General features: G+C 65.3%; 10 protein-coding genes. 2 read left to right on the top strand and 8 right to left on the bottom strand.

Features of this window, described 5'->3' with window-relative positions; translation table 11 throughout:
- Positions 1 to 8 precede the first annotated feature (8 nt).
- Positions 9 to 473 (top strand): hypothetical protein, encoded by a 465-nt coding sequence (locus AC07OJ_RS26855; protein ID WP_495095530.1) that lies wholly within the window; start codon positions 9 to 11, stop codon positions 471 to 473.
- Between the two features lie 7 nt (positions 474 to 480).
- On the opposite strand, the gene AC07OJ_RS26860 is transcribed toward AC07OJ_RS26855, so the two are convergent.
- From AC07OJ_RS26860 to AC07OJ_RS26890, 7 genes are read right to left on the bottom strand one after another with little or no spacing between them, the layout of a single operon-like run.
- Positions 481 to 1,608, bottom strand: coding sequence for an LLM class flavin-dependent oxidoreductase (locus AC07OJ_RS26860; protein WP_495095531.1), 1,128 nt, complete (start codon positions 1,606 to 1,608; stop codon positions 481 to 483).
- Positions 1,605 to 2,558 carry an LLM class flavin-dependent oxidoreductase gene (locus tag AC07OJ_RS26865; protein ID WP_495095532.1) on the bottom strand — a complete coding sequence of 318 codons (954 nt, stop codon included), beginning with the start codon at positions 2,556 to 2,558 and terminating at the stop codon, positions 1,605 to 1,607. Before AC07OJ_RS26865 ends, AC07OJ_RS26860 begins: the two co-directional genes overlap by 4 nt.
- Positions 2,559 to 2,574: 16 nt before the next feature.
- On the bottom strand, positions 2,575 to 3,552 hold the full coding sequence (locus tag AC07OJ_RS26870; protein ID WP_065904114.1) for an LLM class flavin-dependent oxidoreductase: 978 nt from the start codon (positions 3,550 to 3,552) through the stop codon (positions 2,575 to 2,577).
- Entirely contained in the window at positions 3,549 to 4,529 is a 981-nt protein-coding gene (locus AC07OJ_RS26875; protein WP_201145345.1) for an LLM class flavin-dependent oxidoreductase, read from the bottom strand. Before AC07OJ_RS26875 ends, AC07OJ_RS26870 begins: the two co-directional genes overlap by 4 nt.
- Positions 4,526 to 5,440: a 5'/3'-nucleotidase SurE gene (locus AC07OJ_RS26880; protein ID WP_495095533.1), complete on the bottom strand. Its 915-nt coding sequence runs from the start codon at positions 5,438 to 5,440 to the stop codon at positions 4,526 to 4,528. Before AC07OJ_RS26880 ends, AC07OJ_RS26875 begins: the two co-directional genes overlap by 4 nt.
- On the bottom strand, positions 5,437 to 6,774 hold the full coding sequence (locus AC07OJ_RS26885; protein ID WP_065904105.1) for an LLM class flavin-dependent oxidoreductase: 1,338 nt from the start codon (positions 6,772 to 6,774) through the stop codon (positions 5,437 to 5,439). The genes AC07OJ_RS26880 and AC07OJ_RS26885 overlap by 4 nt, the downstream gene beginning before the upstream one ends.
- A gap of 57 nt (positions 6,775 to 6,831) precedes the next feature.
- A complete protein-coding gene (locus AC07OJ_RS26890) occupies positions 6,832 to 9,267 on the bottom strand; it encodes a TonB-dependent receptor plug domain-containing protein (protein WP_065904104.1) in 2,436 nt (811 codons plus the stop codon).
- A gap of 287 nt (positions 9,268 to 9,554) precedes the next feature.
- Between AC07OJ_RS26890 and AC07OJ_RS26895 the strand changes: the two genes are divergently transcribed.
- Positions 9,555 to 10,550, top strand: a complete 996-nt coding sequence (locus AC07OJ_RS26895; protein WP_495095534.1) for a P1 family peptidase — start codon at positions 9,555 to 9,557, stop codon at positions 10,548 to 10,550.
- Positions 10,551 to 10,666: 116 nt separating this feature from the next.
- Here the strand turns inward: AC07OJ_RS26895 and AC07OJ_RS26900 are convergent, their stop codons facing one another.
- Positions 10,667 to 12,013 carry a tetratricopeptide repeat protein gene (locus AC07OJ_RS26900; RefSeq protein ID WP_495095535.1) on the bottom strand — a complete coding sequence of 449 codons (1,347 nt, stop codon included), beginning with the start codon at positions 12,011 to 12,013 and terminating at the stop codon, positions 10,667 to 10,669.
- Positions 12,014 to 12,082 lie beyond the last annotated feature (69 nt).

Consider the following 12,082-nt stretch of genomic DNA (forward strand, 5'->3'; position numbering starts at 1 on the left):
ACGTTCCAGTGCAATTGAACTTTGAAAACAAGGTAGCCATGAGCTTTTATATTAACGATAACCCTGCAATTTCCCCGCTTTCTCAAGTCGCCCAAAACACGCAACCCGGCATCACAAATAATCAGGATAATCCCGACGGTGAAGCGCGCTTGCAGCAGGTCCTCAAGGACAACCCTATTCTGAACCGGGGAATCCTGTCGAATGACGATGCTTTCAGGCCTGACAAGCAAAGGTTGTTTGAGGGTCTAAAAAAACACGTAGGTGATTTCACCGACGCCAATAAAGATCCAAGCAAGCGTGCCGATGCGTTGCAGAAGTTAGCCGATAAAGCCAATGAAATTGATAAAGACTCAAGTCTTTACAGGCATTCGGACAGCAAACCCGGCGATGGTTTTTTGGATCAGAAATCCGAGGTAGACGCACTGCGCAAGTACAGCGAAGAACCCGTGCCGGCCCAGAAACAGTCACAGTAACCCGGTTCTACTGGCGGTCGCCCTGACCGCCAGTGCTGCGCAGCAGCGGCAACACCTCCGCCCCCACATGAATCGCCTCTTCCAGGTGCGGAAAACCGGACAGGATAAAGCTGTCCACGCCCAACTGGTGATACTCCTCGATCCGCTCAGCCACCCGTGCATAACTGCCCACCAGCGCGGTGCCGGCGCCACCCCGCACCAGGCCGACCCCGGCCCACAGGTTGGCTGACACTTCCAGTTCCCGCGCCCCACGGCCACGCCCTTGCATCAACTGGGTCTGCCGGCTCTGGCCGACGGACTCATACGTCGCCATCTGCCGTTGCGCCTGGTCGATGGCATCCTTGGGGATTTCTTCCAGCAAACGCTCCACATGCGCCCATGCCGCCTCATCGGTAGGCGCGGCGAACACGTGCAGGCGCAGGCCGAAGCGCAGGGTACGGCCCTGGGCGGCAGCGAGGTCGCGCATGCGCTGGATGCGTTCGGCGATCATCGCAGGCGGCTCGCACCACATCAGGTAGGTTTGCCCATGGGCCGCGCCGACGCGTTCGGCGGCTTCGGACGCGCCGCCGAAGTAGATCGGCGGCGCAGTCGCCCCCGGCGCCATGGGCGTGTGGATGCCGCTGCGGTAATAACGGCCGGGGTGCGTCGGTGGCTGGCCGGCCCAGACGGCCTGGAATACTTGCAGGAATTCGGCGGTGCGCGCGTAGCGTTCGTCGTGCTCGAGAAAGTCGCCGAGGGAGCGCTGCTCGAAGCGGCTGGAACCGGTCACCACGTGCAATGCCAGGCGGTTTTCGCTGAGCAGTTGCAAGGTCGCCGCGCGGTGCGCGGTGTAGGCGGGCAGCTCCAGGCCAGGACGCAGGGTCAGCAGGAATTTCAGGCGACGCACTTCCTGGGCCAGCACGGCGGTGATCAGCCAGGGGTCTTCAAAGCCGCTGGCGGTCGGCACCATGATGCCGTCGAAGCCGGCCTGTTCGGTGGCGCGCACGATCTGGCGCAGGTAATCCAGGGTCGGCGCGCGTTCGCCTTGCTGGAACAGCCCGACCTTGGGCAAGCCGCTGCTGGTGAGGTGGCGCCCGTCGCCATTGGTGGGCAGGAACCAGTCCAGCTGGATCGGTGGACGAGCATCAGTGTTCATGAGCGCTCCTTGCGCAAGAGAGGGACAACCTGTTCGCCAAAGCGCAGCACTTCGCTGACCGCCGGGCCGCCTTCCAGGATCAATTGGCTCAAACCCAGCCCGTGCAGTTCCTGCAGGCGCGTAGCGATCTGTTGCGCCGTGCCGACCAGGATCAGCGGCTGGCCCGGCGCCAACTGCAGCAGGTTCGGGTGCACTTCCCATTGGCGCAGCGGGTGACGGGCGCGGGGCAGGGTGGCCAGCAGCTCGTCGGGCAACGCCGGCACCGGCAGCAGCGTGGCGGCGGTTTCCCAGGCGAGGTCTTCGCTGTCGCCGAGGATCAGGCCAAAGGTGCAGGCAAATTTGAGCGACGGTTGAATCGCGCGCCAGTGCTGGATTTCCTTGGCCAGCGCCTTGGGAGGGCCGGGCGCAAGCAGGCAGGTCTGGGCATGCGCGGCGAGCAGCGTGTGGCTCTGGCTGTCGTCCAGCACCAGCGCGGGCGCGGGCAACTCACGGCGGGCGACGCCGGCGTTTTCCAGCTGGAAGTAACGGCCTTGGTAGTCGAGGCCGGTGTCATTGGGCGCGAGCAGTTGCTGGAGGATGTCCAGGTATTCGCCGATGCGTTCGCTGCGCTGGTCGCGGTTGAGCCACTCGCCAAACGCGCTGCGCTCACTGTTGGGCAGGTGCAACTGCACACGGTGGTTGCTGATCGATTGCAGGCTTTGCAAGGTCGTGGCCAGCGCCGCCGGCAGCATCACCTCGGGCGGCACGCTCACCGACAATTGCACCCGCCGGGTGTGTGCGCACAACGCCGCCGCCACGCCCAGGCTGTCGGCACACAAGGCCCCGCCGGGGATCCACAGGCCGTCGAGGCCGGCGTATTCCACGGCTTGGGCCAGCTGAATCCACTGCCCCGGCCGTGCCGCCCAGTCAGGGGTACACAGGGGCATCAGCCAGCTGAATGCTAAGGGCATGCACACGCTCCACTCTTCATGGTCTTTTCCAACCCAAGGCCGGGGCAATGTCCCTGGCGAGGATTTCCAGGCGCTTGAGAATCTGCGCCTGGGTCGAACTTTCGGCCTGGACGACAGCGATCAGGTCATCAGCATAAGGCAGCAGCGAGGGATCGTGCTGCATGCTTTCAATCACTTCATCGGGATGGCCGTGGTGCACATTCATCAGGCGCAGGTGTTCCTGCAGGTCGACGGCCTGGTCGATCAGGCCTTCGCGTTGCAGGCGCGGGATGTGCCGCTCGATATCCACCGCCAGCTCCGCCTGGGCGCTGGCGCGGTCCGCCGCCGGGAACACCGCGCGGACCACGCCGATACGCGGCGCGCGGCCTGGATGTGACCAGGCCTTGAGGTACGCATCGGCCAAGGGCTTTTGCACGGTCAGCGGATCATGGGTCGCGGTGCCCAGCAACAGGCCGTTGCCCTGTTCGGCGGTGTAGGTGGCGCCGTCGATGCTGGCGTGGGAGTGCCACAGGCGCTGGCGCAAACCGCGCGCGGGTGGCTGCAGTGTGAGCCCACCCGTCAGTGGCTCGCCCTCCAGCAGCCGTTGAAGCGTTTGCTGGCGCTCGGCGAACTCCGCCTGGCGTCGACTCGGGTCGCGCTCGAACGCGCTGAAATTGTCCAGGTTGGCGCCGCCGCTGCCCAGGCCCAGTTGCACACGGCCGCCGCTCAAGGCGTCGAGCACGCTGGCGTCCTCGGCCAGGCGGATCGGGTCTTCGAACGGCAATACGATCACGCCGGTACCCAGCTCGATACGCTGCGTGCGCTCGGCCACCGCCGCCAGCAACACCAAGGGTGACGGCAGGCGCCCAAAGCCGTTGCTGAGGTGGTGCTGGGCAATCCAGCCGCTGTCGAAACCGAGGGCTTCGGCCACTTCGAATTGTTCGATCAGGTCGCGGTAGACCTGCTGTGGATCATCGCCAAAAGCGTGGCTGAGAAAGCCCAGTTTGAACGTCATGACGGGGTTCCTGTGGGCTGCCAGCCCAGGGCTGGGGCAATGTGTTCGCGGATGATCTCCAGCGCGCGAATGGCATCGCGCAACGGCGTGCTGACGGTCTGCACCTGCAGGATCAACTGGTCGTGGGCGGTCAGCGCCGGACCTTGCTGCAACTGCTCGATCATCTGCTGTACCGGGCCGTGCAGGACGCCGAGGCGCTTGAGGGTCGTGTCGAAATCGTCATCGATCGCGCCCTTGAACACGCCAATGCGTTGCTGGCGCTGCACATAGGCGCGGATGTCGTTGCGGGTGGCGTCGTCCGGTGCCGGGAACAGCGCCTGCACCCGCGCGACCCGCGCCGGGGTGCCGTTGTCGCCGGTCCAGGCGTTGCGGTAGCGGTTCACCAGGTCTGTGCCGGCGTCGGCGGGCTGGTGCGGGTTGGGCGCCATGATCAGGCCGTGGCCGCGTTCGGCGACAAGCTCCACGCGGGAGGTCGCCTCCCATAACCGATGGCTCAAGCCGTTGGCGCGTGGCAGCAGGCGCGAGCCGCTGTCGGTCAAGGGCGCGTTGCCGAGTGCGTTGAGCAACTGGTGCAGGTGTTGTTCGTAGTCACGGTGGCGCGCGTCATGTTCGCGGCCGAAGGCGAGGAACGTCTCGGGGTCGAAACCTGCGCCGAGGCCCAACTCCAGGCGGCCATTGCTCAGCAGGTCGAGCACCGCCGCGTCTTCCGCCAGGCGCAGCGGGGGTTCCTGGGGCAGCACGATAATCCCGGTGCCGAGGCTGATGTGCCGCGTGCGCTGGGCCACGGCGGCAAGCAATACCAGCGGCGCGGGCAGGCGTCCGTGCTCACTGGCGAAGTGGTGCTGCGCCACCCAGCCGCTGTCGAAGCCCAGCGCCTCGGCGACCTTGAACAGTTCCAGGGTGTCGCGGTAGACCTTGGGGTCATCGCTGGGGCTGTAGACCCGGCTGAGGAACCCCAGGGAAAAGCCGCCACTCATGGTTTCACCTCCTGCGCCAATTGCTTTTGCAGCGCCGGGCCGGCGCTGACCGATTCCGGCAGGCCACTGAACGGGCTGATGGTCAGGTAACCCTTGTTCAGCCAAACCGCTTCGTCGTTCTGTTGCGCAGCCGTCGCGGCGGGGCTGTACTGGAAACCGATACCCGGCTTGCCCGGCAGGTTGAACTGCTTGAGGTCGTCGGTGTAGAGCGCCTCGAAACCCACATAGCTGCCGACCCGGGTGAGTTTCACGCCTTTGATCTGCGCGTCCTTGGGCAAGTTGATGTTCAGGCCCAGGCCCGGCGGCAACAGCGCGCCGTTGGGCTGGCGATGTTGATCGAGGGCCTTGACCAGTTTCGCCACCAGCAGGGCGGCGCGTTGCGGGTCTTTTTCCTTCAGGTCGGTACTCACCGCCAACGCCGGGATCCCGGCCTGCAACGCCACGCTGGCAGCATTGAAGGTGCCGGAGGCCATATTGATCGCGCCCAGGTTGTTGCCGGGGTTGGGACCGACGATCACCAGGTCGGGGTGCGGCAGGATTTTATTCAAGCCCATCAGCAGCGCCATCACTGGCGTGCCACTGATTTCGATCTGCACCTCCTTGCCGGCGCAGTCGGCGCTCTGGCACACGCCTTTTTCAAGGGTGCTGAGGTAATAGCTGTCCGGATAGGCCGGGTCGCTGTCGTGGCCAACGGTCACTTCGCGGCCGAAAAAGAACGCGCCGCCACGTGCACTCTGGTCACTTTGCGGCGCGGCAATCTTGACGTTGTGGCCCTGGGCCTTGAGCTCGGTGTACAGGGCGCGAATATTGGGGTGTTGATAACCGTCGTCGTTGCTCAGCAAAATGTTCAAGGCAAACGCCTTGGAGGCGATCAGGCTGCCAAAGGCGAGCATCCATGCGCTGCGTTTCATGCGGTGGCTCCTTGGGTGAAACGGTTGGGCGGGCGCGGCAGGCCGAGGTTGTCGCGCAGGGTGGTGCCTTCGTACTCGAGACGGAACAAACCACGCGCCTGCAGCAGCGGGATCACCTGCTCGACGAACAGGTCGATGGCGCCGGGAAAGTATGGGAAGAACACATTGAAGCCATCGCAGGCTCGAGCCTGGAACCAGCGCTCGAAGTAATCGGCGACATCCTCGGCGGTCCCGATCACCGGGTTGCCGCCAGCCAGGCGCAGGTACAACTGGCGGATGCTGAGGTTTTCACTGCGCGCCAGTTCCAGCACTTTGTCGCGACGGCTGCCACGCTGGCCCACCGGGGTGTCCGGCAGCGGGCCGTCGAGGTCATGGCCGGACAGGTCGATGTCATCGCCCAGGGTGTCGGCCAGCAGGCGCAGGCCCAGCACCGGGTCGATCAGCGCCTGGAATTCCTCGAACAGCGCCTGGGCCTGCTCGCGGGTGTCGGCGATGAACGGGGTGACACCGGGCAGGATTTTGACGTGGTCCGGGTCGCGTCCGAGGGCGGCGGCGCGTTGCTTGATGTCCTGGTAGAACGCCTGGGCGCTTTCAAGGCTATGGGCGTGGGCAAAGATCAGTTCGGCGACGCGCGCGGCCAGCTGCTTGCCCGGCTCCGAAGCACCGGCCTGCACCAGCACCGGGTGGCCCTGGGGCGGACGTGCCACGTTGAGCGGCCCCCGGACGGCAAAGTGTTCGCCCCGGTGATTGAGGGTGTGCAACTTGGCCGGGTCGAAGTATTCGCCGCTGGCCTTGTCGCGGGTGAAGGCGTCGTCGTCCCAGCTGTCCCACAGGTCCTTGACCACGTCGTGGAATTCTTCGGCGCGCTGGTAGCGGTCGCCATGGTCCACATGGTTTTCCCGGCCGAAATTCCAGGCTTCGTCGGAGACCACCGAGGTCACCAGGTTCCAGGCGGCACGGCCCTTGGACAGGTGGTCGAGGGAGGCGAACTTGCGCGCGATATGGTACGGCTCGTTGTAGGTGGTGGTGGCGGTGGCGATCAGGCCGATATTGCGGGTCACAGCGGCCAGGGCCGACATCAGCGTCAGCGGCTCGAAGTGTTCGGCGCGGGCGGTGCGGCTGAGGGCGTCGTGGTGATGGCCCCACAGCGCGACCACATCGGCGATGAACAGCGCGTCGAACTTGCCGCGTTCGGCGGTCTGCGCGATGTGCTTGAAATGCTCGAAATCCAGGCTCGCATCCGCCTGGGCGAGAGGGTGACGCCAGGCAGCCACGTGGTGGCCGCTGTTGGCGAGGAAGGCCCCCAGTTTGAGTTGATCGGTGCGGCGGGTCATGAACAGGCTCCCATCGAGGTCAGGCACGGAGCCGGCGAACCGGCCCCGTGGGCTGGGTCAGAAGTTGTAGGTCACGCCGGTGTACCAGTAGCCGCCGGTGGTGCCGTAGGGCGAGAAGTTGCCGTAGGGGAAGCCGCCCGAGCTGCTGGCCAGGTCGGTGCGTTCCGGGTACTTGTTGAACAGGTTGTTGGCGCCGGCATTCAGGGTGATTGCCGGGGTCAGGTGGTAGTCGATATTGAGGTCGGTGATCCACGCCGGCGAGAAGGTGCGGTCGTAGATTTCAGCCGTACCGTACTGGGTGTATTCGCCGTAGCGGGTCAGGTTGAGGCCGACTTCCAGCTTGTCGTAGGTCCAGGTGGTGCCCAGCAGCAGCTTGGATTGCGGCAGGCCGTACTTGAGGTTGCCCTGGCGCTGACGGTCGTAGCCACCGTCCGGGCCAAGGGCCTGGGCGGCGACGGCGGACGCGTGGATGTCGTCGATCTGCGTGGTGTTCCAGTTGAAGCCCGCAGAGTATTTCAGGCTGCCCCAGGCGCCGATGTCCTGGCGATAGTCGCCGACCAGGTCGATACCTCGGGTGGTGGTGTCCAGGGCGTTGGTGAAGTAGGTGACGGCCTGGTTCGGGTTGAGCCCGGCGGCGGCGAGAATCGCGCTGATCTGCGGGGTGCCGCCGAGGTAGCCGGTCTGGGCGATGCGGTCCTTGATTTTGATCTGGTACGCATCGAGGGTGATGTTGGTGGCGTCCGTGGGTTGCAGCGTGATGCCAAGGCTGAAGTTGGTGGATTTTTCCGGCTTGAGCTTGCTCGCGCCCAGTGCTTTGGCCACGTCAGAGTCGACCGCCACGTTGCGGTAGTCGAACAACTGGCCATTCACGCTGGTCTGCGAGGTGGCGCTGTAGATCTGCTGGGCCAGCGATGGTGCGCGAAAGCCGGTGCTGACGGTGCCGCGCACGGCCAGGATCGGGGTCAACTGGTAGCGCGTGGAGAGCTTGCCGTTGGTGGTGTTGCCGGAGCCGTCGTCGTAATGCTCGTAGCGCCCGGCCAGGTCGACGTGCCATTTATCGGTGAAGTCCTGGCCGATTTCGCCGTAGGCGGCCAGGCTGTCGCGGCTTTTCTCGGCGGCGTCGGCGGGCGTGGTGCCAGCTCCGGAAATGGTCCCAGGCGGGATCAGCGCGCCGTTGGCACCGGTGCTGAACGGCCCGCTGGCGTAGGAGGCTACGTCACCCTTGCCGATCTTGTAATCCTCGTAGCGATGTTCCAGGCCCCAGGAAATCTGCGTGGGCTTGTACAGGCCGAGGTCGAAGGCGCGGGTCAGGTCGAGGTTGTTGGTCCACTGGCTGAAGGTTTTTACCCCGGTGTCCACCGAGGTCGGCGACGTCGGGCCGTAGCTCAGGTTGTAGGTGTCGGTGAGGGTGGCGCGCGCGTGATCCTGGCCGAACGTGCTGGACAGGTCATAGTCCCAGCCGGCGGCCTTGCCCTTGCCGCCGAACGCGACCTGGAAGTCTTCTTCGATAAAGCGCAGGTTGTCTTCAATCCCTTCCGGATAGGGCGTCTGGATGCCGTTGAAGCTCGACGGCTGGTGGAACGCCAGGGGCTTTTCCGAGTTGCGGTGGGTGTAGGTGGAGAACGAATACAAGGTCAGCGCATCGTCCACCGGCAGCTCGGCGTTGTAGCCCAGGCTGAAGTTCTTCGCCTCGGGCAGGCCGGTGCCGTAGTAGGTGTGCTGCAGACTGGTGTTGCCGGCAGAGTCGGTGTACGGCGCGTTGTCGGAACGGTCGGAGATGTTTTGTTTTTTCACGTCCAGCGCCAGGTTGATAAACCCGTCGTTGGGCAGGGCCAGGCCGATATTGCCGGTCTGGCGCGCGGTTTCGCCGTCGCCGTTTTCATAGTTCTGGCCGTAGCTGGTGGACAGGCTGCCGCCGTGGTCGGTCTGCTTGAGTACCACGTTGACCACGCCGCCGATCGCATCCGAGCCGTACTGGGCCGAGGCGCCATCGCGCAGCACTTCCACGTGATCCACCAGGGCGGTGGGGATCATGTCCAGGTCCACCGGTTGCGAGCCGGAATTGAGGTAAGTGCCGTTGTTGAGCAGCGCGCTGTTGTGGCGGCGCTTGCCGTTGACCAGCACCAGCACCTGGTCGCCGTTGAGGCCGCGCAGGCTGATCGGGCGGACCACCGAGGTGGAACCGAAGCCGGAGGACGCCGGCTGATTGAGCGACGGCAGCACCTTGCTCAAGGCGCGGGTCAGGTCGCCCTGGCCGGTGGCGAGCAGTTGCTTGGAGGAGATCACATCCACCGGCGCCGGGCTTTCGGCGAGGGTGCGCGCCTGGCCACGGTTGCCGATCACCACCACGGTGTCCAGGGGGTTGTCGCTGGCCGGGGCGTCGGCGGCGAGGGTCAGGCTGCTGTAACTGGCGGCCTCGCACAGGGCGAGGAATAACAGCGTGTGGGCGAAGGCCTTGCGGGGCCTGCGGCCGGCGGCGCGGGATGCATTCATGATGGGCAACACTCCAATGGGTAGGGTGGCTTGTTGAGTTCAAGCTCTGGTGGGAGGCTTGAGAGCAAGGCCTGTGCCATGTGGAAAAATCGTTAAAAAACAATGATTTGATGATCTGTTGAGCAGGGTGCTGGTGTTTTTCTAACAGGCGCGAAGGCAGGGTGTTGGTTTTTGTGCAGGGGTTTTTCCGGGCCATCCGGTTTTGCCTCGCGAGACCGGGGCGCCGATGCTTGGCACACCCCTTGCTCTCCCCACGCCATACCTAAACCCAAGGAAGCTTTTTCTGTATGCCTAGACCCGGCCCGCGCAACGCCCTCACTGATATCCCAGGCCTTACGGTCGGCCACGCCACGGACCTGCACGTCGACACCGGCGTCACGGTGATCCGCCCCGATGGTTTCTGGACCGCCAGTATCGACATCCGCGGCGGCGGCCCCGGCGGGCGCGAGACGGCCGCCCTGGAGCCGGAAAACATGGTCGGCCAGCTGCATGCCCTGGTCTTCGCCGGCGGCTCGGTGTTTGGCCTCGGCGCCGCGGATGCCGTGGCCGCGAAGCTGTCCCAGGACCAGGTCGGGTTGCACCTGAAACCGGGCGCACCGGCGATCCCCATCGTGCCCGCTGCGGTGTTGCATGACCTGGCCAATGGCGGCGACAAAGCCTGGGGCCTGGAACCGCCTTATCGGCGCCTGGGCTTTGAAGCGCTGGCAAATGCCGCCGAGGACTTCGAGCTGGGCTCGGTCGGCGCTGGCCGTGGCGCCATGGCCGGGGTATTGAAGGGCGGGCTGGGCACGGCCTCGCTGGACCTGGGCGACGGGCTGATCGTCGCGGCCCTGGTGGTCGCCAACCCGATCGGCTCGGTGTACATGCCCGACGGCAAGACTTTCTGGGCCTGGCCCTGGGAAGTCGCCGGTGAGTTCGGCGGCCAGCGGCCCGAGGGCGTGATGGACTGCAGCGACCCGATCCCCGAGCTGTCGCGCCTGGATTCCATGGGCCGCCTGCAGGCCGGGGCGAACACCACGTTGGTGGTGGTCGCCAGCACTGCGCGGCTCAGTGTTGCCGAGTGCAAGCGCGTGGCGATCATGGCCCAGGACGGCATCGCCCGCGCCGTGCGCCCGGCACATTTGCCGTTCGATGGCGACACGGTCTTTGCGCTGGCGTCGGCGGCAGTGGAGCTGACCGACGGACCACGGCGGCAGGTGGAGATTGGCTGTATTGGTTCGGCGGCGGCCGATTGTGTGGCGCGGGCGATTGCCCGGGGGGTGTATGCCGCGCGAAGCCAATGAGCAGCACGGATTCCTGTAGGGGCTGGCTTGCCGGCGATGGCAATCTGTCAGTTGGGCCACATGCCGCTGACCGCTATCGCAGGCAAGCCAGCGCCTACTGTTTGGATCTGTGAACATCAGGTAAAGCGTGCAAGCCGCTCCTGGGCTTTTGCTGCCTGCTCCGGCAACCCCAGCGCCTCATATACCCGCACCAGGCTGCGATTGGTCGGCACGTCCCAGCCGTCATACCGGCGGCGCAACTCCAATGCCTGCTGGGCGCTGGACCAATCCCCGGCTTGCAAGCGCGCATCCAGCTCGACCTGGGCGAACAAGTCGCGCTGGGCGTGGCTGCCGCCAATTTCGTTCAGGCGCGGCAGGGCAATGCCCAGTTGTTCAAGCGCGACGTGGGCATCGCCGCGTGCATGGGCGAGCAGGCCGCGTGCCAACGGCAGCGTCACTTCGCCCCACACCGGCCGTGCGTGAAGGCTGTGGTGCTGCAGCGCCGCCAGCAGGGTGTCTGCTTCCGGCTGGCCCGCGCGAGCCAGTCCATACAGGTACTGCACGCTCAAAAACGGTTGCACGGTGTCTGCGGTGCGGCGTTGCAGGTAGGGCGCCAAGGCCTGCCAGCGCTGGCCCACGTCGATGCCGGCCAATTCCAGGCGCGCCAGCAGGGACACGGCGCCGACCTGGTCCTGGGAGTACTCCGGGAGGATGCCCCACACATGCTGGTCGTAAATCGCCAATACGCGTTGATCCTCGCCCCGGGCCAGGTAAAACAGCGCGAGGTGCCACCAGTTGTGGGTGTACATGAACGAGTTCAGGCCGTCCCAGTGGTGCTTGACGCTTTCCAGGAACGCGGTGCCTTCCTCGATGCGCCCGTGGGTCAGCAACACGTGGGCGAGGGCGTGTTGAGCCCAGGGCTCCGACGGTTGCAGGCGCAGGGCTTCGCGGGCGCTGGCTTCGGCTTCTTCGAGCAGGTGGCACTGCTCGTAGGCGAAGGCGAGCAGGCCGTGGCTGTGGGCGAAGTCGGGCGCGCCGGCACGGGCCTTGAGCCCGATGCGCAACAGCGCCGGCCAGTTGCCGCGGTTGAACTCCAGGTACTGGTTGAGCTTGGCGGCGAACAGGTCGCGAGGGTAGCGGTCGAGCAGGTTTTCGCTCAACTGCAGGACCTGATCGAGGTCGTCCTTGATCCAGGCATGCAGCGCGTCAAGGTACAACTGGGCGCGCGGGTGGTCGGTGTTCACGGCTACGCCGCGCTGGCGGTATTTTTCCGCCAGCGCCGGGCCTTGCGGAGACTCGATGAACATCAGCAGCAAGCCGGCAAACGCATTGGCCAGCGCCGAGTCCGGGTTGGCATCGGCGGCGGCAAGGATGCCTTCGGCGCGGGGCTGGTAGCCGAGGAAGCCGCCGATGAAATCGTCCAACCCTTGGCGGGTGATGGGGTCGGTGGTGTCGATGGGGTTGCCCAGGTAATCCAGTGGCATGGTGAAGATGCTCTTGGTTTCAGATGGGTTTGGAGGGGCAAACCTTGTGCCAGCTGACACCGTGGCGCT

It is taken from the genome of Pseudomonas sp. GW821-FHT09C08 (assembly GCF_059418125.1).

What these genes read in the sequence shown, in the direction of transcription:
- AC07OJ_RS26895 (WP_495095534.1), top strand. Translation starts at nt 9,555, where the DNA reads ATGCCTAGACCCGGCCCGCGCAACGCCCTCACTGATATCCCAGGCCTT.
- AC07OJ_RS26890 (WP_065904104.1), bottom strand. Translation starts at nt 9,267, where the DNA reads ATGAATGCATCCCGCGCCGCCGGCCGCAGGCCCCGCAAGGCCTTCGCC.
- AC07OJ_RS26865 (WP_495095532.1), bottom strand. Translation starts at nt 2,558, where the DNA reads ATGCCCTTAGCATTCAGCTGGCTGATGCCCCTGTGTACCCCTGACTGG.
- AC07OJ_RS26870 (WP_065904114.1), bottom strand. Translation starts at nt 3,552, where the DNA reads ATGACGTTCAAACTGGGCTTTCTCAGCCACGCTTTTGGCGATGATCCA.
- AC07OJ_RS26875 (WP_201145345.1), bottom strand. Translation starts at nt 4,529, where the DNA reads ATGAGTGGCGGCTTTTCCCTGGGGTTCCTCAGCCGGGTCTACAGCCCC.
- AC07OJ_RS26900 (WP_495095535.1), bottom strand. Translation starts at nt 12,013, where the DNA reads ATGCCACTGGATTACCTGGGCAACCCCATCGACACCACCGACCCCATC.
- AC07OJ_RS26880 (WP_495095533.1), bottom strand. Translation starts at nt 5,440, where the DNA reads ATGAAACGCAGCGCATGGATGCTCGCCTTTGGCAGCCTGATCGCCTCC.
- AC07OJ_RS26860 (WP_495095531.1), bottom strand. Translation starts at nt 1,608, where the DNA reads ATGAACACTGATGCTCGTCCACCGATCCAGCTGGACTGGTTCCTGCCC.
- AC07OJ_RS26885 (WP_065904105.1), bottom strand. Translation starts at nt 6,774, where the DNA reads ATGACCCGCCGCACCGATCAACTCAAACTGGGGGCCTTCCTCGCCAAC.